Origin of the sequence: Povalibacter uvarum (assembly GCF_014202975.1) — a bacterium.
GTDB classification, from domain to species: Bacteria; Pseudomonadota; Gammaproteobacteria; order Steroidobacterales; family Steroidobacteraceae; genus Steroidobacter; species Steroidobacter uvarum.
This window is the reverse complement of sequence record NZ_JACHHZ010000008.1, coordinates 96,580-118,340: the sequence shown is the minus strand read 5'-3', so window position 1 is coordinate 118,340 and position 21,761 is coordinate 96,580. Positions and strand designations below refer to the sequence as shown.

Sequence of the window (21,761 nt, the reverse complement as noted above, 5' to 3'; positions counted from 1 at the left end):
ACGCGGCCGGCATGGCCCAGACCGCGGAACCCGCGGCAGCAGCGCCGCCGCCCCCGAGTTCGCCGACGCCTGGCGAATTCCTGCGGGCGGGCCGGGAAGGGCGGGGGCTCACGGTTCAGCAGGTCGCCGATGAGCTTCATCTCGACGTGCGGCTCGTGCAGGCGATCGAATCGAACAACTTTCTCCTGCTCGGTGCGCCGGTGTATGCGCGCGGGCACTTGCGCAAATATGCGACGGTGCTTGGGCTGTCGCCCGAAGTCGTCATCTCTCATTACGAAACGCTGACGGACGTCCCGGTCACACCGACTGTCATTCCCGCCAGCGTCGCGGTGCCTCCGCCGCAGCGTGTTTCGCTTCGCGTGCCGATGCTGATCGTCGGCGGAATCGTGGCGGTGGGACTGCTCATCTGGGTTGCGATCGCGCTGCTGGGTCGCACGCAGTCCAGTCCCGTGTCGAGCGTGCCGCAATCTGCGACGGCGCCGGCAGCTGCGCCTGCGGAGATTCCGCAGCAGACGAATCCCGGTCAGTCAGCTGCGGCACCGCCCGCTCAGCCGCTCGTTGCCGAAGGCGCTCCTGCAGCTTCGAGAGCACCAGCGCTCGTTGAGCAGCCCGCTCCGCGAGCCGCCGTTGCGGGCGAAGGTGTCCGGATGCGCCTGACATTCTCCGAGTCGTCCTGGGTCGAGATCTACGACGCGGGTGACCGGCGACTGATGTACGGGATCGGCCAGCCCGGCCAGACTCGTGTGGTCGCCGGCACTGCTCCTTTGCGAGTCACTCTGGGATTGGCGTCGGCGGTGACGCTCGATGTCAACGACAGTCCCGTCGTGGTTCCGCGGCGTGCCAATCGCGACGCCGCACGCTTTACAGTCGCCGCGGATGGCTCGCTGCGTTAGCCTGAGGCGATATTCCGATCGAATCCGCAGATGACATCCACGTCCACTCAAGTTTCCACAGCACCCGCTCAGGCGCAGGCAATCCAGCCAGTGCGCGGCATGAACGACATGGTGCCGGCCGACGCCGCTGCGTGGCAGCGGCTCGAGAGCATCGCGCGCGAACTGTTCACTGCGTACGCGTACCAGGAAATCCGCGTGCCGATCGTCGAGCACACGGGCCTGTTCAAGCGCTCGATCGGCGAGTTCACGGATATCGTGCAGAAGGAGATGTTCACCTTCGACGATCCGAGCGGTGATTCGCTCACGCTGCGTCCCGAAGGGACGGCAGGCATCGTCCGCGCAATGATCTCGAACGGCCTGTTGCACAACCAGCGTCACCGCGTCTGGCTTGCCGGGCCGATGTTCCGGCACGAGAAGCCGCAACGCGGGCGCTTCCGCCAGTTTCACCAGCTCGATGTGGAGGCCTTCGGTTACGCCGGCCCCGATATCGACGCCGAGCTCATCATGCTCAGCAGCCGACTGCTCAAGGCCGTCGGTGTCGATCGCGTGGAGTTGAATCTCAACTCGCTCGGCACGCCAGGATCGCGGCGCGAGTATCGCGAGAAGCTCGTCGCCCATTTCTCGGCGCACAAGTCGAAGCTCGATCCGGACAGCCTGCGGCGCCTCGAAGGCAATCCGCTGCGCATCCTGGACAGCAAGAATCCGGACCTGCAGGACATCATCGCGACTGCTCCTGTCCTCACCGATTACCTCGACGAAGAGTCGCGCGCACACTTCTCCGGACTGTGCCGTCACCTCGATGCGGTCGGAATCAAGTACGTCCTCAATCCACGGCTCGTGCGCGGGCTCGACTACTACAGTCACACCGTCTTCGAGTGGGTCACCACCGAACTGGGTTCTCAAGGTGCCGTCTGTTCCGGCGGCCGCTACGACGGACTCGTGACCCAGCTGGGCGGCGAGCCAACGCCTGCCATCGGCTGGGCCCTCGGCCAGGAGCGCATCGTCGAACTGCTTCGGGTTCAGGGCGTGAATGCCGCGGCGAATGCACCCGATATCTACTTCGTCATCGCCGGCCAGAGCGCCGAGGCTGAAGGGCTCCGCCTGTCCGAGAAATTGCGCGACAGCGTTCCCGGCATCCGGATCGAAACGAACTGCGGCGGCGGCAGCTTCAAGTCCCAGATGAAGCGCGCGGACAAGAGCGGCGCGGCCTACGCCCTGATCCTGGGCGATACTGAAACCGAACGCCGGATCGTCGGTCTGAAGTCCCTGCGTGTGGAGCAACCGCAGGTGGAAATTTCCTGGGACGTCCTGGCGACCGAGCTCAGGAACCGATTGAACAAGGCATGAGCAGGGCAGCCCTGCTACTTCACTGACACACTCCCTCACTCACCACCCAAGCAGCCATGGCCGACGAAAACCTCTCCGACAACGAACGCGAAGAACTACTGCGCCAGTGGTGGCGCGACAACTGGGCCTGGATCGTCGGCGGCGTGATTCTCGGCGTGGGCCTGCTGATCGGCTGGAACTACTGGGGATCGCACAAGCAGCGCCAGGCAGAGTCCGCGGGACAGTTGTACAGCGACATCGAAGCGGCTGTTGCCGCAGGCGATGCCACGAAGGCACAGGAGAAGCTCGATGCTCTGATCGGCGACTTCGATTCGTCCGCGTACGCGCAGCAAGGTCGCCTGCTCCTCGCGAAGTCTCATGTCGAAGCAGCAAAGTTCGCTGAAGCTGAATCGCTGCTGCGGACTGTCGTCGACAAGTCGAAGGACGAGGAGCTCGGAGCAGTTGCGAAGCTGCGCCTGGCGCGCCTGCTGATCCAGGACGGCAAGCATGATGACGCAGTGAAGCTGCTCGAGCCGCTGACTGCTGGCGCTTTCGGTGCGCAGGCGCGAGAGATTCGCGGCGACGCGCTGTTCGCCAAGGGCGACGCTGAAGGTGCCCGCGCCGAATACGCCGCGGCGCTCGCGGAAGCCGATGTACAGATTGATCGTCAGATCGTTGAGTTGAAACTGCAGGATGTAGGCGGCGTGGTGCCGGCATCCGGCGCGGTGCAGGGGACATTGTGATGCAAGCAAGTCGACGTCTCGAAACCGCCGGCCGTTTTGGTCCGGCATTCCTGTTGCTCGTAGCTCTGTTCGGCATTGCCGCGTGCGACAAGGACAAGGACGTCGATCCGCCGGCCGAGCTTGTCGATATCGTTGCCAAGCGCAACGTGCAGGAGATCTGGAGCCTCGGGCTCGGTGGAGACTCCGAGAACCTGCGTCTGGCGCTTCGCCCGACGGTGGTGGAGGGGACCGTTTATGCCGCGTCCCACGACGGCGAAGTCGTCGCGGTCAACGCGGAGAACGGCCGCAGAGTCTGGGGCGTAAAGACGAAGCTGTCGCTCGCCGCCGGTCCCGCGGTCGGTTCAGGCGTAGTCGTGATGGGATCCAGCGATGGCGACGTGATCGCGCTCGATGCATCGAACGGTCAGCAGCGCTGGCGCAAAGCCATCAACAGCGAAGTGCTGGCGAGCCCGCTCGTCGCGAGCGATCTCGTCATCATCCGCACGGTGGATGGCCATCTCGAAGGTTTGTCGCTGACGGACGGCGCGACCCGCTGGGCCGTCGATGAGCAGGTGCCGCGATTGACGTTGCGCGGCACCGCACCGCCGGTGCTTGCCGGCGATCGCATCATCGCGGGCTTCGACAACGGTCGCGTCATCGCCGTCGATGTGCGCAATGGCGATGTCTTGTGGGACACGATCGTCAACGCGCCGCATGGTCGTACCGAACTCGAACGCCTCTCCGACATCGACTCGTCCGTCCACGTCTCGGGCGATGACATCTTCGTCGTCGGCTTCCAGGGTCGCGTCGCGATGCTCGCGCTCGATTCGGGGCAGATCTGGTGGGCGCGCGATGCTTCGAGTTATCGCGGCTTCAGCATGGACGACGAGAACATCTATCTCACCAACTCGGACAGTGTCGTCGTAGCGATGCGTCGCGCCGACGGTGCGGTGCAGTGGGAACAGTCGGCGTTGCGTCGCCGCGGTCTGACCGCGCCGACGATCGATGGCGACTCGCTGCTGGTCGGTGATTTCGAGGGTTACCTGCACTGGCTCGACAAGTCGAGCGGCGAGATCGTCGCGCGTCGCAAGACCGACGGCGAGCGGATCACCAACGCAGCCATTGCCCAGGACGGGCGCACGTTCGTGCAGACGGACTCCGGCAAGGTGATCGCCCTGCGCAGCACTTCCCGCGAGGAGCGGACCGCCGACAGCGGACAGTAAGTCCCTTGCTCTATCCGCCATCCGCTATCCGCTAGTCACTTCCCTATGCTTCCCGTCATTGCCCTGGTCGGCCGACCGAACGTCGGAAAGTCGACGCTGTTCAACGTTCTTACGCGTAGCCGCGATGCGCTCGTCGCGGATCTGCCGGGGCTCACGCGCGACCGTATCTACGGTTATGGCAAGGTCGGCCCGATTCCTTACCTTGTCGTCGATACCGGTGGTCTCGTGGCCGAGGCGGAGGGGATCGAGCAGCTGATGGCGAAGCAGACGCTGAAGGCCATCGAAGAAGCCGACAGGGTTCTCTTCATTCTCGATTCCCGCGAAGGCTGCACACCCTCCGACCAGTTCGTCGCACAGACACTGCGTCGCCTGGGCAAGGATGTCGTGGTTGTCGTCAACAAGGCCGAAGGCGTCGAGAGCGCGACAGCAGGTGCTGACTTCCATCAGCTTGGATTGGGCGAACCTCTCGCGATCTCCGCGGCACACGGCAATGGGATCAAGGGGCTGATCGACCGAGCGCTCGAGGGATTTACCGTCGCGCATGGCGCAGGCGCCGTCGAAGATACCGGCATTCGTGTTGCAGTCATTGGCCGTCCGAATGTGGGCAAATCGACGCTGATCAATCGCCTGATCGGCGAGGATCGCCTGATTGCATTCGACCAGCCGGGCACGACACGCGATGCCGTGTTCGTTCCCTTCGAGCGCGATGGCCAGCAATACACGCTCATCGACACAGCCGGTGTGCGACGCCGTTCGCGCGTCGAGGAAGCGATCGAGAAATTCAGCATCGTCAAAACGCTGCAGGCGGTGGACGACGCGCATGTCGTGATCGGCGTGATCGACGCGCATGATACCGTCGCGGAGCAGGATGCGAGCCTGTTCGGTCTGGTAGCCGAGCGTGGACGCGCGTTGATGATCGCCGTCAACAAGTGGGACGGCATTCCCTCCGACAAGCGCAACGAAATCCGCACCGGACTCGACTTGCGATTGCCGTTCCTGGATTTCGCACCCGTGCATTTCATCTCCGCGCTCCACGGCACCGGTGTCGGCGAGCTGATGCGAGACGTGAAGAAGGTATACGCGGCTGCGATGCGCGACCTCGCGACACCGGATCTCACCCGCGTACTCGAAGCGGCAATGCAGCAGCACCAGCCTCCGCTGATCCGCGGGCGGCGCATCAAGCTGCGCTATGCACACCAGGGTGGACGCAATCCGCCGATCATCGTCATCCACGGGAACCAGGTGGAGCATGTGCCGGACGCGTACAGACGCTATCTGGCCAACGCATACCGGAAGCATTTCCACCTGGAAGGCACGCCGGTGCGCATCGAGTTCCGCTCCGACGCAAATCCGTTCAAGGGCAAGCGCAATACGCTGACACCCCGCCAGATGCAGAAGCGGAAGCGTCTGATGCAGCGCGTAAAGAAGGGTTGATCGTCCGCGGACGATCGGACGGAGCTGTCCATAGAACGAATCGTTCTTGGGTGTATGCAACGCCGGCTATCCCCGACGCGCGGCTTCCCTACTAGAATGGGCTGACATACACCGCCGGCGCTTTCTCCATGTCCACCGCACGCAAGATCCTCAAGCTCGACCGCCCGTTCGAGATGCGCCGCGGCGGCGTGCTCAACGATGTGCAGATCGCGTACGAGACCTGGGGCGATCTGGCGTTCTGCGCGGACAACGCGATCCTGATCTTTACGGGACTCTCGCCCTCGGCACACGCGGCTTCGTCGACCGAAGATGGGTCGCCAGGCTGGTGGGAGGACATGATCGGACCGGGCCGGCCCATCGATACGCGTCGCTTCTTCGTCATCTGCGTGAACTCGCTCGGCAGTCCGTACGGTTCGACGTCGCCGGCCTCGATCAATGCAGCGACCGGTGAGCCTTACAGGCTCACGTTCCCTGTACTGACAGTCGAGGACATCGCACGCGCGGGGCACGAAGTCGCGCTGTCGCTCGGCGTGCGGAAGCTGGCTTCGGTCATCGGACCTTCGCTGGGTGGAATGACCGTCCTCGCGTACTGCGCGCTGTTCCCGAACGCGGCACGCAGCGTCGTGACGATTTCAGGCGCTGCTCGTTCGCTGCCGTTCTCGATTGCGCTGCGTTCCCTGCAGCGCGAGATCATCCGTCGCGATCCGGCGTGGCACGAGGGTAACTACGCGACGAATGAAATCCCGGTCTCCGGCATGCGCCTCGCGCGCAAGCTCGGCATGATCACGTATCGCTCGGCGAAGGAATGGCAGCTGCGCTTCGGCCGCGAGCGCGCGAACTCGGAGCGCAAGCCGGGCGATCCGTTCGGCATCGATTTCGAAGTCGAGGCGTATCTCGAGAATCACGCCACGAAGTTCACGGGCCAGTACGACCCGAACTGCTACCTTTATATTTCCCGGGCGATGGATCTCTTCGATCTCGCCGATCACGGCGGAACGGTTGCCGATGCGCTCAAGCGGTTCGGAGTCGATCGTGCGCTCGTCATGGGGGTCGAGACCGATCTGCTGTTCCCGATCGAACAGCAGCAGGAGCTCGCGGATGGATTGAAGGCGGAAGGCCGCGAAGTTCAGTTCGCGCGATTGCCTTCACTGCAGGGGCACGATTCGTTCCTGGTGGATATGGATCGATTCAGGCCAGTGATCGCGGAGTTCCTGGAAGGGGCCGTGATCAAGTAGCGGAGCCGGGTCGCCGAGCTCCTTCTGATTGTGTGGGTCCGACTTTAGTCGGACGTTAGCGCGCCAGCGCACTGAGAGCGGCTAGCCGCTGCTTCGCATGACGTCCGGCTAAAGCCGGACCCACAAGCAGAGGTGACTGCGCGCCCCGTCATGGGGTTTGCGGCTCCAGGAACAGCCCCGGGTCCACCATCGCCCGGTTCAGCGCCACGCCCCAATGCAGGTGTGCTCCCGTAACGCGGCCCGTCGCGCCGACTTTGCCGATGAGCTGGCCGGCTTTCACTTCGTCACCGACTTTCACGGCGATGCTGCTCAGGTGGCAGTACATGGTCACGAGGCCGTAACCGTGATCGATGTAGAGCGTGTTGCCGTTGAAGAAGAAGTCTCCGGCCTCGACGACCTTGCCCGCGGCGGGCGCCACGATCGGTGTACCGGTCGCGGCGGCGATGTCCATGCCGGAATGAGGATTGCGCGGCTGGCCGTTGAAGATGCGGCGCGAACCGTAGGAATCCGATCGAACACCCGGAACCGGCGAAAGCAGCGAAAGACCGGGCACGTCAGCGCCTGGGGTGAATTTCGACAGGGCTGCATCGGATCGCTGCTGTTCCTGCTGGATGCGCTTCAGGTCATCCGGATTCGGATCGACCTGTCGCTGGTTCTTGATCGTGAGCTTCTGCGTCCGGTACTGCTTGTCGGTGACATTGAACGTCGCTTCCTTCCTGTCGGTGCCGGAGTAGACGACGAGCGTTTGCGGCCCGGGTTTCGTCGCGAGCGGAATCCCCACGACGGCAACCCAGCGGTTGTCCTGTCGGATCACGGCCACTTGGTAGTCGCCGAACATCACGCGAGCAGGTGCCTTGTCGCCGGGAATCTCGACGAACGCGACGCCGCCGGGAACGCGAGCTTCGCGAGGCAGCGATGGCGCGTTCGCGAGAACGCTGCCGCAGATCAGGCAGAGCAGGGCAGTAAGCGAAAGCGTCTTTCTCAACATCACTTCAGGCAGTTCCTTCGTCGGGGAGCAACGATCGCTCTACGCGGGCACTCAAGCGGCCGGCAGCGAGTCGCGTTTCGATCAGGTCACCGGGGCGCACGGCGGAGGCATCGGTCACCACATGGCCACCCGCGTCCGTAACGATTGCATAGCCGCGATTCAGCGTGGCGAGCGGACTGATTGCATCGAGCTTGCCGCCTGCGACCGCGAGCTGGCGGCGAAGTTGCTGAAGCCTGCCGCGCAGCGCCGCATTGATCGCCGCCTTCGCAATCTTCATTCGCGTCTTTGCATCGGCGATGCGTACGACCGGCGATGCGTGTCGAAGATGTGCCGCATGCTGGGCGACCAGTGCTCGGCGATGGCGGAGCTGTTGCTTCATGACACGGGCAAGGCGCACCTCGAGCTCATCGAGCCGCTGTGCGCGCTGCCGCAGCTCAACGCCGGGATGCAGCTGGGCGAGTCGCCGCTGCATCCAGGTCAGGCGATTGCGTTGCGTCGTAAGCGAACGCTGCAGGGTTATGCTCAGGCGGCGCGAAAGCGCGGCCACGTTGCGCAGCCATTCGTTGCAATCCGGCGCGACGAGTTCGGCGGCGCCTGAAGGCGTCGGTGCTCTCACATCGGCGACGAAATCAGCGATCGTGAAATCGACTTCATGACCCACGCCGCTCACGATTGGAATCGGGCAGGCCGCAATGGCGCGAGCCACGATCTCCTCGTTGAACGGCCAGAGATCTTCGAGAGAACCACCGCCGCGCGCGAGGATCAACACGTCGCACTCAGCGCGTGCCGACGCGCGTTGAATCGCTCGCACGATCTGGGGAGCGGCCGCAGCGCCCTGAACCTGGACCGGGTAGATCAGGACGGGAATCGTGCGGAAGCGGCGCTGCAGAATGTGCAGGATGTCCCGGATGGCCGCACCACTCGGCGACGTGACGATCCCGATGCGCCGTGGCAGGCGGGGCAGGGCGCGCTTTCGTTCGGTGCCGAACAGGCCTTCCGCCGCGAGCTTTGCCTTCAGCAGATCGAAGCGCCTGCGCAGCTCGCCTTCGCCGGCTTCCTCGATGTGGTCGACGAGGAACTGGTAGTCTCCGCGAGGCTCGTAAAGGCTGACTCGTCCCCTCAGCAGGACGCGTTGTCCGTCCTTCGGCGAGAAGCGGGCGAGCATATTGCGCTGGCGGAACATGGCACAGCGCAGCTGTGCGGATTCGTCCTTGATCGAGAAATACCAGTGTCCCGACGAAGGGCGCGAGAGGTTGGACATCTCGCCCTCGACCCACAGGGCCGAGAAGCCGCGTTCCAGCATGATCCGGGCTTCCCGGTTCAGGCGGGTCGGCGTGTAGACGTCGCGCTCGGGTTGAAGATTGGCGAACAAATCGGACATGGCCGCGAGGCTACAGGATCGGCCCCGCCCCGACACCCCACGACTCCGGCAAGGCGGCGGGCCTCAGTGTTTGCCCGATATGCCCCATATACTCCAACGACTCGACACACCAATGGCTCGACATGGCTGACTTTGACCGCTCGTGCCCGTTTACCGGAGATCGCCGCCGGAGTACAATGGCGCGCTTTCATCGACAGGCCGTGGGCTAGGGCACCATGCGTATTCTCGAGGAAGCACTCACCTTCGACGACGTTCTCCTGGTTCCGGCGTATTCCGAGTTCCTCCCTCGTGATGCCGACCTGAGCACGCAGTTAACCCGCTCCATCCGTCTCAACTTGCCCGTGGTCTCCGCGGCCATGGACACGGTTACGGAAGCCCGCCTCGCGATCACGATCGCGCAGGAAGGCGGCATGGGCATCATCCACAAGAACATGAGCATCGACGCCCAGGGGCGGGAAGTCGATCGCGTGAAGAAGTACGAAAGCGGCGTCATCCACGACCCGATCACGATCAGCCCCGACAAGACCATTCGCGAAGTGCTCGATCTCACCCGGGCCAAGAACATCTCCGGCGTTCCGGTGGTCGTAGGCTCGAAGGCCGTCGGTATCGTCACTCACCGCGACCTGCGATTCGAAACCAAGCTCGATGCGCCGGTATCGACCGTCATGACGCCGCAGGAGCGCCTCGTCACGGTCCGCGAGAACGCCCCGAAGGAAGAAGTGCTCGCCCTCCTGCACAAGCACCGTATCGAGAAGGTGCTGGTCGTCGATCACGACTTCAATCTGAAGGGCATGATCACGGTCAAGGACTTCCAGAAGGCCACCGAATTCCCGCGCGCTGCGAAAGACGAGCGCGGCGCACTGCGCGTTGGTGCTGCAGTGGGCACTGGCGCCGACACGTTGGAGCGAGCCGAGGCGCTTCGCGAAGCCGGCGTCGATGTGATCATCGTCGACACGGCGCACGGCCATTCCGCAGGCGTCCTGCAAATGGTTCGCCAGATCAAGAAGACCTGGCCTGACCTGCAGGTCATCGGCGGCAACATCGTCACGGCAGACGCGGCGCTGGCGCTCGTCGAGGCGGGGGCGGACGGCGTCAAAGTCGGTATCGGGCCCGGCTCTATCTGCACGACTCGTATCGTCGCCGGTGTTGGTGTGCCGCAGATTTCCGCGGTTGCCAATGTTGCAGCAGCTCTCAAGCCCACCGGCGTTCCGCTGATCGCGGACGGTGGCATCCGTTTCTCAGGCGATATCGCCAAGGCGCTCGTTGCCGGCGCGCATTCCGTGATGATCGGCGGTCTCTTCGCAGGCACCGAAGAGTCCCCGGGCGAAGTCGAGCTGTACCAGGGTGCCTCCTACAAGTCGTATCGCGGCATGGGCTCGCTCGGCGCGATGGCTCAATCGCACGGCTCCAAGGATCGCTATTTCCAGGATGCGACGGCCGAGCTCGAGAAGCTCGTGCCGGAAGGCGTCGAAGGCCGCGTTCCCTACAAGGGTTCGATGGTCACGATCCTGCTGCAACTGGCCGGCGGCCTTCGGGCGGCGATGGGTTACACGGGCTGCCGCTCCATCGAAGAGCTTCGTACGCGTCCTTCCTTCGTGCGCATCACCAACGCGGGCATGCGCGAGAGCCACGTCCACGACGTGACGATCACGAAGGAAGCGCCGAACTATCGCGTGCGGTGAGACGGAAATCGGATTTTTATCCATGCATCGGGATCCCACGTGACTTCTCACAACTCGCCGCCCGTAACGATTTCACCGCCCGCCGACATCCACGCCCATCGAATCCTGATTCTCGACTTCGGCGCGCAGTACACGCAGTTGATCGCGCGTCGTGTGCGCGAGAGCGGTGTCTACTGCGAAATTCATCCCTGGGACATGTCGGACGCCGACGTGCAGGCGTTTGGAGCTCGCGGAATCATTCTTTCAGGTGGCCCGGAGTCGGTCACCGACGTCACGCCGCCCGTGGCGCCGTCCGTCGTTTTCGACCTGAAGGTGCCGGTTCTCGGCATCTGCTACGGCATGCAGACGATGGCGAAGCAGCTGGGCGGCCGCGTGACGGCATCGAATCACCGGGAGTTCGGCTACGCGCAGGTGACGTCCGCGGCGCCGTGTCGATTGCTGGATGGTTTGCGCGATCACAGTGATGGGCAGGGGCGTGCGCTGCTCGATGTGTGGATGAGCCACGGCGATCGCGTCGAGGAACTGCCGGCCGGTTTCGTCGCTACGGCATTCACGAACAGCGTACCGCTGGCCGCGATGGCCGATGAGTCGCGACAGTTCTACGGCGTGCAGTTCCATCCTGAAGTGACGCACACGCTGCAGGGCGCGCAGTTGCTCGAGCGTTTCGTCCGGGAGATCTGCGGCTGCGAAGCTCGCTGGAGCGCGGGCAACATCATTGCGGACTCGATTGCCCGCGTGCGCGAGCAGGTCGGTTCCGACAACGTGCTGCTGGGCCTGTCGGGTGGCGTCGATTCGTCAGTCGTGGGTGCGTTGCTGCATCGGGCCATTGGCAAGCAGCTCACCTGCGTGTTCGTCGATCACGGCTTGCTGCGCCTGAATGAAGGTGACCAGGTGATGGATACCTTCGCGCGTCACATGGGCGTCCGTGTGATTCGCGTCGATGCCGCCGATCGCTTCTTCAAGGCGCTGAAGGGCGAGGCCGATCCCGAGCGCAAGCGCAAGATCATCGGCCGCCTGTTCGTCGAAGTGTTCGAGGAAGAAGCAGCGAAGCTGCAGGGCATTCGCTGGCTCGCGCAGGGCACGATCTATCCGGACGTGATCGAGTCCGCTGGCTCGAAGACCGGCAAGGCGCACGTTATCAAGAGTCATCACAACGTCGGCGGCCTGCCGGAGAAGATGAATCTCAAGCTCTGCGAGCCGCTGCGCGAGCTGTTCAAGGACGAAGTGCGCAAGCTTGGCGTTGAGCTCGGTCTGCCGCGCGAAATGGTTTATCGCCATCCGTTCCCGGGCCCCGGGCTCGGTGTACGAATCCTGGGCGAGGTCACGAAGCCCTACGCCGACCTGCTGCGCCAGGCCGACGTGATCTTCCTCGATGAGCTGCGTCGCCACGATCTCTACGATCGAACCAGCCAGGCGTTCGCCGTGTTCCTGCCGGTGCGATCCGTTGCAGTGATGGGCGACGGTCGCCGGTACGACTATGTCATCGCATTGCGCTGTGTCGAAACCATCGACTTCATGACGGCGCGCTGGTCGCGCCTGCCGTATGAATTCCTGGACCTGGTCGCGCGGCGAATCATCAACGAAGTGCAGGGCATCTCGCGCGTGACCTACGACATCTCCGGCAAGCCGCCGGCGACGATCGAGTGGGAATGAGCGAAGCGGAAAACGTCGACGTACTGTTCATGGCCCGGGCGATCGAACTCGCCCGTGAAGCCGAGCGCGCCGGCGAAGTGCCGGTCGGGGCGCTCGTCGTCAAAGACGGAATCGTGATCGCCGAAGGCTGGAATCGGCCGATCAGCACTCACGATCCGAGCGCGCATGCCGAGATGATCGCCATGCGTGCCGCCGCCCAGGCACTGGAAAACTACCGCCTGCTCGACACCACTCTGTACGTGACCCTCGAGCCCTGCGCGATGTGCGCAGGCGCGATGGTGCATGCGAGGGTGAAGCGTCTCGTCTACGCGGCCACCGATCCGCGGGCGGGCGCCGCGGGATCAGTCTTCAACATCGTTCAGCATTCAGCGCTGAATCACCGCCTCGACATCGTCCCAGGCGTCCTGGCGGACGAGTGCAGCGCGCTGCTGCGCTCCTTCTTTATGTCGCGTCGGTAGCGGCGCCTTCCTCATCCGCGATAACGCGGCGGTCATATCGTTGCATTTAACCAACTGTATACAGCATGAGTTGCTGAGCGCGGCCGGCTGCCTGGCGTTTGAAGGGAAATTCAGGCCTTCCGTGACTATTCATTACAGATTCGTAACCTGTATGCTCGGCGCCACGTGGGGAGGTCGGAAAAGAGCGAGCAATGCAACGTCATAGCCGCCGATCCCCCTGCCAAGCGGCCCACTGACCCCAGTGGCCAACAAAACCAAGAATCCCTCTCGCAGGAGGAGTTTTCATGTCGACGAGTAAATCAGTACAGCGGGCGGTGCGACTGGCACTGCTGACGGGCGCTGTTGCGACTGTGGTAACGGCAGTCCCAGCCGTTGCTCAGGAGCAGAGCATCAGCGAAGTCGTGGTCACGGGCACCCGCATCGCAAATCGTGACGCGTCCGCGGAGACGCCGATCTTCACCGTGAGCAGCGATGCCATCGTGGAGAGCGGTCTCGCCACGGTCGATCACTACCTCAACACACTTCCACAAGTCACTCCCAACCTCAGCTCGCAGTCGAACAACCCGAGCTCCAACGGCCGCGCGTTCATCGACCTGCGCGGACTGGGCACCAATCGCAACCTCGTGCTGATCAACGGCAAGCGTGCGATGGGCTCGACCGGCGGCGGCGTGGTTGACGTCAATACGATTCCGACCGCGCTCATCGATCGCGTCGAAGTGATCACGGGCGGCGCGGCAGCGACCTACGGTCCTGACGCCGTGGCCGGTGTCGTCAACTTCATCATGAAGAAGAGCTTCGACGGCGTTGCGCTGAACACCAACTACAACCTGACCGAAGAGGGCGACGGCCAGGAGTGGGGCGCTGACATGACCTTCGGCGGCGAGTTCGCCGACGGCAAGGGCAACGCGATTTTCAACGCTGGCTATTTCAAGCGCGATGACATGTACAAGGATGCGCGCGAGTTCTCGGCGCAGGCCAGCACCACGACCAGCACCTATCCAGGCGGCGGTTGGGCGCCCGGTGCTGCGGCGAATCAGCCTACCCAGGCTGCTGTGGACACGCTGTTCGGCCCCGGCCGTTGCGATCGCAGCGGCGGCACCGGCGGTTTCGGCTTCAATCCGGACGGTTCGGTGTTCTGTACGGGCATTCAGAACAACCCGACGTTCGACGCCGTCGGTTTCACTGGTCCGGATTCGTACATCGCGACGGCGTTCTACCCCGACTTCTATTCGTACAACTTCGAGCCTGACAACATTCTCGTGTTGCCGATGGAACGCTGGAATCTCTTCACCAGCATCGACCTGGAAGTGTCGGAGTGGTTCCGCCCGTACGCGCAGGCGCAGTACACGAACTACAACGCTCTGCAGGAGCTGGCACCGACGCCGGCGGCAGGATCGACGGGTTTCACGGTTCCCGTGACGAACCCGTTCATTCCGACCTCGCTGGCTTACCTGGCTGCCAATCGCGCGAACCCGACGGCACCGCTGTCGTTCTCGAAGCGCTTCAACGACCTGGGCGGCCGTACCGGCTACAACACGCATGACGTGTGGCAGCTGACCATCGGCGGCACCGGCGACATCACCGAGACCTGGACGTACGACGTTTATGCGTCCTACGGCCGTTCGGTTCAGAACGAGGTGCAGGGTGGCAACGTGCGTCGCGACCGCGTACAGGCTCTCCTGAACGCAGCCGACGGCGGCGCTTCACTTTGCGCGGGCGGTCTGAACCTGTTCGGCTCCGCTGCGATCAGCCAGGCTTGCAAGGACTACATCAGCCTCGAAGCTAAGAACCTCACGGTCGTCGAGCAGAACGTCGTCGAAGGCGTGCTGAGCGGTGAGGTGTTCTCGCTGCCGGCCGGCGCCGTGATGGTGGCCGTCGGTGCGGGCTATCGCGACCTGTCGTTCGACTTCCGTCCGGACGGCGGTCTGCAGCCCGGCCTGGTTGCGGGCTTCAACCAGCAGCTGCCCGTCAATGGCAAGCTGAACTTCACGGACCTCTTCGGCGAAGTGAACATTCCGATCCTCGCGGATCTGCCTGGAGTGAAGTCGCTCGGCGTCACTGCCGGTGTCCGCACGACGGACAACAACATCTTCGGCGACGACGAAACGTGGAAGCTGTCGCTCGACTGGTCGATCGTTGACTGGGCGAGATTCCGTGCAGGTGTGCAGAAGGCTGTTCGCAGCCCGAGCATCACCGAGCTCTTCTCGCCACAGGTCAACAACTTCCCGACCTTCACCAACCAGGACCCGTGCAACGTGTCCGGCGCGATTGCGGCCCAGTACCGCAATGGCCCGGATGGTGCGCAGGTCCGGGCGCTGTGCACAGCTCAGTCGGCCACCGCTGGCGGCGCGACTTACGTGCAGCCGTCGGGTCAGGCGACGGGCATCACGGGCGGCAATCCGAATCTCTCGCCAGAAACTGCTGATTCGTTCACGGTCGGATTCGTCCTTCAGTCGCCCTTCGATTCGCCGGCGCTCGACCGCCTGTCGATGTCGGTCGACTACTGGTCGATCGAACTGGAAGACGTGATCGGCGCGATCGAGGCTTCCACGATCGTGCAGCGCTGCTTCAACCGCGAAGGCGCGAACCCGAACTACGACATCAACAACGCGTGGTGTCAGATGTTCAGTCGCGAACAGAGCAACGGCGGCGTCATCAATCTGCAGCAGCTGCAGGTCAACCAGGCCTTCTTCAACACCAGCGGCATCGACCTCACGTTCGGCTACGGCTTCGACATGGGCGATGTGGGTGACCTGAGCTTCCAGCTCGTCGGTACCTGGATCGAGAAGTTCGAGGAACAGACGGCAGTGACGCCGTTCGATCCGGTTTACGACTACGGCGGCACGATCGGTTCCACCACCGGTACGTCGTATCCGGAATGGAAGGGTACGCTGGTGACGGCTTACACCTTGAACGACTTCCGCACTCAGCTCCAGGCCCGGTACATCGATGCGATGGATCACCGCAACACGGTGACGGGTGGATCTCCGGTGGCGAATACGAGCGTGCCGGCTACCTGGTACCTCGATATGACCGCATCGTACGACGTGCTGGACAACGTCACGATCCGCCTGGGTGTCAACAACCTGACCAATCAGGAACCGCGTCTCTACACGCCGAACGTGCAGGCAAACACCGATCCGTCGCTCTATGACGTGCTCGGCCGCCGGTACTTCCTCGGCTTCGAAATGCGGATGTAACTTGCGCCGGGGACAGCTCCGGCAAACTGACGGGGCGGAGAGTTCTCTCCGCCCCGTTTTTTCATTGGATTGTCGATGATCGGGCGAATGAACAAGCACTTGATCTGGTTGGCAGGGTTGATTGCAGTCCCGGCGATGTCGGGGACGGATCCTGTCGCGGAATGCAGGGCAAGGCACAGCGGCGATTCCGCGGCTCACATCGCATGCCTCGAAGGAGCGTTGCAGGGGCCGAAACCTTCCGCAGCGAAGCAACCGCAGAAGGTTCAGCAACAGAATGCGCCGGTGGCAGAGGCAAAGCCGACCGAGCTTGGCGCCGAACAGGTTCGTGCGGGCAAGCGCGACAGCGACGAAGCACGGCCTCAGGTCCTCGTCGACATCGTCTCGGTTTCCTACGGCGCAGGCGGATTGGGCACATTCCGCATGGCCGACGGGCAGGTCTGGCGCGAGACCGTGGCAACGCCCGAACGCGCACGTCTCGACTCGAACAAGAAGTACTCCGCGCGCATCGAGCGCGGTGCCATCGGCGGTTATCGCATGTACGTTGATGGCGAACGCCGGATGATCAAGCTGGAACGCATCGAATAGCGGCACTGCCCGCCGAGCATTCGTGACACACAAGCCCGCGCAGCTCACTACTTCCGACGCGCAACGCCTGGCGCAGGCATTCGGGCTTCTGCAGCAAGGTCAGATGCAGGCGGCGGCGCGCATCGCCGACGACATCGCGCATCGCATTCCCCATTCCCCTGACGCGCTGCACCTCGTCGCTCTTTGCAGCAAGAGTATGGGAAACATGGAGGGTGCAGCAGCCAGCTTCGAGGCCGCTGTTGCCCTGGCGCCGTCGAACGCCAGCCTGCTCAACAACTATGCGAATTTCCTGCGGCAGCAGGGCGAAGCAGCGCGTGCGATCGAGTTGTATCGCACGGCACTGCGTATTGCTCCCGACCATGCCGACGGCTGGATGAATCTGGGTATCGCGTTGACGCAGGCGGGACACGCGTCAGACGCACTTCCGGCACTCGAGCACGCAGTTCAGCTGCGACCCCGACACGCGGTGTCCTGGCGAGCTCTTGGTTCGGCGCGGCGTTCGACAGGCGATCTGGAAGGAGCGCAGAGCGCGTTGCGGCGCGCGGTGGAGTTCGATCCGAATGACGGCGCAGCCTGGGTCAGTCTGGGTGTCGTCACACGTCTGCTGGGCGACCCGGCGGAATCACTTCAATGCTACTCACACGCGCGATCCGTCGGCTTCGCTGGACCCGAGATCGACGATGCCGAAGCCAGCGCCCGACTCGATCTGGGAGAGACGCACCAGGCGCTGCAGCTGACGCGGCGAACGATCGAGAAATTTCCGGCGTATGTCCCCGCGTATCCGATGCTGGCGCAAATACTCTGGGAGCACGGAGAACACCTGTCACCGCACGAGTCTCCTGCGACATCCTTTTCGAGAGCGGTCGAAGCGCAGCCGCGGAACGACGAGTTGCGGAGCGCGTTCGTCAAGTTCTTGCTCGAATCGCAGGCCACCGAAGAAGCGCTGCGGCAGATTCGGATACTGCGTGAAGGGCGAGACGATGCGACGTTCGTTGTACTCGAAGGGCACGCGCTCGATCGCAACGGACGCTTGGCGGAAGCGATCGAGCTGCTCGATGGCACCAGCGACAAACTGTCCACCAATGCAGCTTTCGCCGATCTCCATGTGCGGCTCCTGCTGAAAACAGGCGATCCCGGGCGTGCTGCGTCTGTTGCTCTGGGGGCTGTCGAGCGCAATCCCCGGAATCAGTCGGCATTGGCGTTTCTCGGCATCGCATGGCGATTGCTGTCGGATCCACGGGAGGAGTGGCTCTGCGGGTACGACCGGCTGGTCGCTTCGATGGAAGTTCCGCTTCCTGAGTCGTTTCCTGATCTGGCCGGATTTCTCGATGCATTGCAGGCAACGCTGCTGCCGATGCACGTCGCTCGCCGCGAACCGGTCAATCAGAGTGTGCGCGGAGGATCGCAGACCTCCGGAAATCTCTTCGGTCGCCGCGATCCCGTACTGGTGGCGATGCGGGCCGCGATGCGCGCAGCCATTGAGAAATATGTGACTGCGTTGCCGGACGATTCGCAGCATCCATTTCTACGTTGCAAGGAGAACGCGGTCCGTTTTGCCGGGGCCTGGTCGGTCCGTCTCTGGTCGTCCGGGCGGCATGTAAATCACTTCCACCAGAACGGATGGATCAGTTCGGCCTTTCATGTCGCACTGCCGCCGTCCGTGCTGCGGTCGTCTGGCGACTCGTCCGAGGGCTGGCTACAGTTCGGCGCGCCCCCGTCCGAATTGGGTCTCGATCTTTCGCCGCGGCGCCTGGTTCGGCCAGAGCCGGGACGGCTCGTGCTCTTTCCTTCTTATTTATTGCATGGAACCGTGCCGTTTTCGGACCCGGAGCCGCGCCTGACGGTGGCTTTCGATGCGGTTCCCGCATCAGAGGCGACGAGACGACTGGATTACTAGACGACATGTGCGATCCCGCACAGCAGCGTCGCGGCAGTGGGCTATAGTCGACGTGGGTTCTGGCACAGGAGGTTCGGTTATGACCTTTTCGAAAGTCGTACGCCTCACGATCTGCCTCGGTGCAGCGTCGCTGTCCGCGGGCTGCGTCGGCCCGAACTTCGTCGCCGAGAACAACCCCCGCTGGCTGAGAGCCGAAGTCACGGGCAGCCGCATCCTCAGGCCGAGAAATGCCCAGGGATCGGCGGAAGCAGGGGACTATGTGACCAAGGGCGACGTGCCGGATTTCCTCATCCTGCCCTGGGTCAGCATCTACTGATCGTCAGGCACCCAGCTGATTCGGATCGCGCCACGTTCTTTCGAACGGCAGGCGCCACGCGCGCGGCGCGACCAGTTGATGAATTGCGTTCGGTCCCCACGAGCCCGGTGCGTACAGGCGAACGGGCGGCGGCGATTCGAGCAGCGGCGTCGAAACTTCCCAGAGGCGCTCGATGCCCCGCGCCGTCGTGAAGAGCGTGTGATCGCCGCGCATCGCATCGAGAATCAACCGTTCGTAGGCCTCGAGCACATCGCCGATCAACCCTGTATCGCGCATCGCAAACTGCAGACTGAGTTTGTCCAGCCGCATGCCCGGACCTGGGCGCTTGCCGTAAAAGGACAGTGACATCTTCGATGCGTCGGCGAGATCGAACGTCAAGTGATCCGGGCCTTGCGCGCCCACGCCGGAGTTGGCGGGGAACATGCTCTTCGGCGGTTCACGAAACGCGATCGAGATGATTCGCTGGCCTTCGGCGAGGCGTTTTCCCGTGCGCAGGAAGAAGGGCACGCCGGCCCACCGCCAGTTGTCGATCGAGCATTTGAGCGCGATGAACGTTTCGGTTTCCGATTCGGGATTGACGCCTTCTTCCTGGCGATAGCCTGTGTATTGCCCGCGCACCACGTCGGATGGCGTGATCGGCAGCATCGAGCGGAAGACCTTATTCTTTTCTTCGCCGATCGATGTCGGTTCGAGTGCGGTCGGCGGTTCCATGGCGACGAAGGCGAGAATCTGGAACAGATGCGTCACTACCATGTCGCGATACGCGCCGGTCGCTTCGTAGAAGCCGGAGCGTTTGCCGAGGCCGAGCGTTTCGGGCACGTCGATCTGGATGTGATCGATGAAGTTGCGGTTCCAGATCGGCTCGAAGAGCCCGTTCGCGAACCGGAACGCCAGGATGTTCTGCGCGGGCTCCTTGCCCAGGAAGTGGTCGATGCGGAAGATCTGGTCCTCGCTGAAGACTTCGTGCAGCTTCGAATTGAGCGAGACGGCGCTCGCGAGATCGGTGCCGAACGGCTTCTCCATCACGATGCGCGACCGTTCGACGACACCGGCGTCGGCCAGCATGCGGACGGCGGACAGCGCAGCGTTCGGCGGCACGCTCAGATAATGCAGTCGGCGACTTTCGCCGGAGAAGGACTGCTCGGCGCGATCGATGGCTGCACGCAGTGCGGCGGGGCCCGCCGAGATCGGCACGTAGTCCAGGCCGGCGGCAAACGCATTCCAGTCTTCAGGAGCGAACTTCCTCGGCGAGAATTCCTCCATCGCCTCGCGGGCGGCGGTCCGGAACTGCTCGGCCGACAACGAATCCAGCGATACCCCGACGATGCGGCACCCTGGAATGAAGCCGGCGCTTGCGAGATGGAACAGCCCGGGCAGCAGCTTGCGACGCGCCAGGTCGCCCGTCGCCCCGAACAGGACGACGACCTGGGGAAACTTCGGACCGACTCCGGGCACTACTTTCGCCACCGGCTCTCCCATGGAATGAACTGCCCCCTCCGGGCTTGCAAGAAGCGGGCAGGATAAATCGGGGTCGGCGGCGGTGCCATACGGCAGTCGACGCACCGGAATGAATCTCGCCGGGCGATCGGGACTGCCATTCCGGGGCGAAAGGCATTGCAACCTGGCGCATTGCAACCTTTTGGCCGCGGCCCGCGTCGCAATGGAAACCGGTCCTTGTGCAGGGAGAATTCCATATGAACGTCGTCGTCCGAGGCTTGCTGTTCGGCTGTCTGCTCGCGCCCCTGATCGTCCATGCCGAGGAGCGTCGCCTCGACAAGACGTTCACGGTGAGCCCCGGCGGCAAGGTCATCGTCGACGTGGACGGCGGCGACGTCGTCGTCAATGGCGGCAGTTCGAACCAGGTGGTTGTCCAGATCGTCCTCAAGGGTTCTCGCGATGCCCTCGAGAAAATCACGCTGTCCGCCGAGCAGCAGGGCAACGACGTTGCCGTCAAAGCGAAGAAGGAGTGGACCGGCTGGTTCAACGGATTCAACCAGCAGACGACCGTCACCGTGACCGTGCCGAAAAAGTACGGGACGGACCTGCGCACCTCTGGCGGGAACATCGTCGTGAAGGACGTCGAAGGCGACGCAGTCGGCAAGACATCCGGCGGAGACATCCGCCTCGGCGCGATCAAGGGCACGGTCCGGATGAGCACCTCGGGCGGCAGCATCGAAGTCGAGAACGTAACGGGCCAGACCGAAGTGCGTACGTCCGGCGGCGACATTCGTGCGAAGGTCGTCAACGGTGATCTGCGTGCGGAAACTTCCGGCGGCAGCATCCGCATCGAACAAGTGGCGGGTGGAGCGACAGCGCGCACTTCGAGCGGCGACGTGATCGCGAGAGATATTCGTGGACCGGCAGACCTGCAGACTTCCGGCGGCAGCATCGATGCCGATGCGATCGACGGCAGCATTCGCGCGGTCACGTCGGGCGGCGATGTGAAAGTGGATCTGATCGGCGCGAATCGCGGCATCGTTGCGACGACAAATGGTGGCAGCGTCACCGTGCGCGTACCGCGGAGTGTCACTGCGTCCGTGGACGCATCGACCAGCGGCGGTTCGGTGTCGACTGATCTCCCGGTAACGACCACCGAAGTCCGCGAGCGCCGACTCGCCGGGACGATCAATGGTGGCGGAGCCAGCATCCAGGCCCGCAGCTCGGGTGGGGATGTGCGGCTAAGGGCGAGGGATTGATCGCTCCCCGCTCGCAGCCTCCGGCTTTCCGCTCGCGCCTTCGCTCTCTATCATGCAGTGACTACTGCAGTG

Annotated in this window: 17 protein-coding genes; 14 read left to right on the top strand and 3 right to left on the bottom strand. The window is 63.5% G+C overall.

Annotated features, from left to right (window positions below; translation table 11 throughout):
- Positions 1-11: 11 nt before the first annotated feature.
- From HNQ60_RS27010 to metX, 6 genes are all read left to right on the top strand, one after another.
- Positions 12-893, top strand: a complete 882-nt coding sequence (locus HNQ60_RS27010; RefSeq protein WP_184335931.1) for a helix-turn-helix domain-containing protein — start codon at positions 12-14, stop codon at positions 891-893.
- A 30-nt stretch (positions 894-923) separates the two neighbouring features.
- Positions 924-2,240, top strand: a complete 1,317-nt coding sequence (hisS, locus tag HNQ60_RS27005) for a histidine--tRNA ligase (RefSeq protein WP_184335930.1) — start codon at positions 924-926, stop codon at positions 2,238-2,240.
- A 56-nt stretch (positions 2,241-2,296) separates the two neighbouring features.
- Positions 2,297-2,962: a YfgM family protein gene (locus HNQ60_RS27000; protein ID WP_184335929.1), complete on the top strand. Its 666-nt coding sequence runs from the start codon at positions 2,297-2,299 to the stop codon at positions 2,960-2,962.
- Positions 2,962-4,164 (top strand): outer membrane protein assembly factor BamB, encoded by a 1,203-nt coding sequence (gene bamB / locus HNQ60_RS26995; protein ID WP_184335928.1) that lies wholly within the window; start codon positions 2,962-2,964, stop codon positions 4,162-4,164. The genes HNQ60_RS27000 and bamB overlap by 1 nt, the downstream gene beginning before the upstream one ends.
- Before the next feature lie 45 nt (positions 4,165-4,209).
- Positions 4,210-5,598, top strand: coding sequence for a ribosome biogenesis GTPase Der (gene der / locus HNQ60_RS26990; RefSeq protein ID WP_184335927.1), 1,389 nt, complete (start codon positions 4,210-4,212; stop codon positions 5,596-5,598).
- A 128-nt stretch (positions 5,599-5,726) separates the two neighbouring features.
- On the top strand, positions 5,727-6,833 hold the full coding sequence (metX, locus tag HNQ60_RS26985) for a homoserine O-acetyltransferase MetX (RefSeq protein WP_184335926.1): 1,107 nt from the start codon (positions 5,727-5,729) through the stop codon (positions 6,831-6,833).
- Between the two features lie 148 nt (positions 6,834-6,981).
- On the opposite strand, the gene HNQ60_RS26980 is transcribed toward metX, so the two are convergent.
- Together HNQ60_RS26980 and xseA are read right to left on the bottom strand one after the other, a co-directional pair.
- Positions 6,982-7,821 (bottom strand): M23 family metallopeptidase, encoded by an 840-nt coding sequence (locus tag HNQ60_RS26980; RefSeq protein ID WP_184335956.1) that lies wholly within the window; start codon positions 7,819-7,821, stop codon positions 6,982-6,984.
- Between the two features lie 4 nt (positions 7,822-7,825).
- Positions 7,826-9,202, bottom strand: a complete 1,377-nt coding sequence (xseA, locus tag HNQ60_RS26975) for an exodeoxyribonuclease VII large subunit (RefSeq protein WP_184335925.1) — start codon at positions 9,200-9,202, stop codon at positions 7,826-7,828.
- Positions 9,203-9,417: 215 nt separating this feature from the next.
- Here xseA and guaB point away from each other — a divergent pair, with 215 nt between their 5' ends.
- The 7 genes from guaB to HNQ60_RS26940 all read left to right on the top strand — a co-directional run bounded on the left by guaB (position 9,418) and on the right by HNQ60_RS26940 (position 18,993).
- Positions 9,418-10,884, top strand: coding sequence for an IMP dehydrogenase (gene guaB, locus HNQ60_RS26970; protein ID WP_184335924.1), 1,467 nt, complete (start codon positions 9,418-9,420; stop codon positions 10,882-10,884).
- 69 nt (positions 10,885-10,953) lie between these two features.
- On the top strand, positions 10,954-12,537 hold the full coding sequence (gene guaA, locus HNQ60_RS26965) for a glutamine-hydrolyzing GMP synthase (protein ID WP_184335955.1): 1,584 nt from the start codon (positions 10,954-10,956) through the stop codon (positions 12,535-12,537).
- Positions 12,534-12,995 carry a tRNA adenosine(34) deaminase TadA gene (gene tadA, locus HNQ60_RS26960; protein WP_184335923.1) on the top strand — a complete coding sequence of 154 codons (462 nt, stop codon included), beginning with the start codon at positions 12,534-12,536 and terminating at the stop codon, positions 12,993-12,995. The genes guaA and tadA overlap by 4 nt, the downstream gene beginning before the upstream one ends.
- 284 nt (positions 12,996-13,279) lie before the next feature.
- Positions 13,280-16,195 carry a TonB-dependent receptor plug domain-containing protein gene (locus tag HNQ60_RS26955; protein WP_184335922.1) on the top strand — a complete coding sequence of 972 codons (2,916 nt, stop codon included), beginning with the start codon at positions 13,280-13,282 and terminating at the stop codon, positions 16,193-16,195.
- A gap of 87 nt (positions 16,196-16,282) precedes the next feature.
- Complete coding sequence (locus tag HNQ60_RS26950) at positions 16,283-16,780, top strand: hypothetical protein (RefSeq protein ID WP_184335921.1); 498 nt, start codon at positions 16,283-16,285, stop codon at positions 16,778-16,780.
- A 22-nt stretch (positions 16,781-16,802) separates the two neighbouring features.
- A complete protein-coding gene (locus tag HNQ60_RS26945; protein ID WP_184335920.1) occupies positions 16,803-18,677 on the top strand; it encodes a tetratricopeptide repeat protein in 1,875 nt (624 codons plus the stop codon).
- A gap of 79 nt (positions 18,678-18,756) precedes the next feature.
- Positions 18,757-18,993, top strand: coding sequence for a hypothetical protein (locus HNQ60_RS26940; protein WP_184335919.1), 237 nt, complete (start codon positions 18,757-18,759; stop codon positions 18,991-18,993).
- Between the two features lie 3 nt (positions 18,994-18,996).
- Here the strand turns inward: HNQ60_RS26940 and zwf are convergent, their stop codons facing one another.
- Complete coding sequence (gene zwf, locus HNQ60_RS26935) at positions 18,997-20,472, bottom strand: glucose-6-phosphate dehydrogenase (RefSeq protein ID WP_184335918.1); 1,476 nt, start codon at positions 20,470-20,472, stop codon at positions 18,997-18,999.
- A gap of 215 nt (positions 20,473-20,687) precedes the next feature.
- On the opposite strand from zwf, the gene HNQ60_RS26930 reads away from it, so the two are divergent.
- A complete protein-coding gene (locus tag HNQ60_RS26930; RefSeq protein ID WP_184335917.1) occupies positions 20,688-21,689 on the top strand; it encodes a DUF4097 family beta strand repeat-containing protein in 1,002 nt (333 codons plus the stop codon).
- Positions 21,690-21,761 lie beyond the last annotated feature (72 nt).

What these genes read in the sequence shown, in the direction of transcription:
- HNQ60_RS27010 (WP_184335931.1), top strand. Translation starts at nt 12, where the DNA reads ATGGCCCAGACCGCGGAACCCGCGGCAGCAGCGCCGCCGCCCCCGAGT.
- hisS (WP_184335930.1), top strand. Translation starts at nt 924, where the DNA reads ATGACATCCACGTCCACTCAAGTTTCCACAGCACCCGCTCAGGCGCAG.
- HNQ60_RS27000 (WP_184335929.1), top strand. Translation starts at nt 2,297, where the DNA reads ATGGCCGACGAAAACCTCTCCGACAACGAACGCGAAGAACTACTGCGC.
- bamB (WP_184335928.1), top strand. Translation starts at nt 2,962, where the DNA reads ATGCAAGCAAGTCGACGTCTCGAAACCGCCGGCCGTTTTGGTCCGGCA.
- der (WP_184335927.1), top strand. Translation starts at nt 4,210, where the DNA reads ATGCTTCCCGTCATTGCCCTGGTCGGCCGACCGAACGTCGGAAAGTCG.
- metX (WP_184335926.1), top strand. Translation starts at nt 5,727, where the DNA reads ATGTCCACCGCACGCAAGATCCTCAAGCTCGACCGCCCGTTCGAGATG.
- HNQ60_RS26980 (WP_184335956.1), bottom strand. Translation starts at nt 7,821, where the DNA reads ATGTTGAGAAAGACGCTTTCGCTTACTGCCCTGCTCTGCCTGATCTGC.
- xseA (WP_184335925.1), bottom strand. Translation starts at nt 9,202, where the DNA reads ATGTCCGATTTGTTCGCCAATCTTCAACCCGAGCGCGACGTCTACACG.
- guaB (WP_184335924.1), top strand. Translation starts at nt 9,418, where the DNA reads ATGCGTATTCTCGAGGAAGCACTCACCTTCGACGACGTTCTCCTGGTT.
- tadA (WP_184335923.1), top strand. Translation starts at nt 12,534, where the DNA reads ATGAGCGAAGCGGAAAACGTCGACGTACTGTTCATGGCCCGGGCGATC.
- HNQ60_RS26955 (WP_184335922.1), top strand. Translation starts at nt 13,280, where the DNA reads ATGTCGACGAGTAAATCAGTACAGCGGGCGGTGCGACTGGCACTGCTG.
- HNQ60_RS26950 (WP_184335921.1), top strand. Translation starts at nt 16,283, where the DNA reads ATGAACAAGCACTTGATCTGGTTGGCAGGGTTGATTGCAGTCCCGGCG.
- HNQ60_RS26940 (WP_184335919.1), top strand. Translation starts at nt 18,757, where the DNA reads ATGACCTTTTCGAAAGTCGTACGCCTCACGATCTGCCTCGGTGCAGCG.
- zwf (WP_184335918.1), bottom strand. Translation starts at nt 20,472, where the DNA reads ATGGGAGAGCCGGTGGCGAAAGTAGTGCCCGGAGTCGGTCCGAAGTTT.
- HNQ60_RS26930 (WP_184335917.1), top strand. Translation starts at nt 20,688, where the DNA reads ATGAACGTCGTCGTCCGAGGCTTGCTGTTCGGCTGTCTGCTCGCGCCC.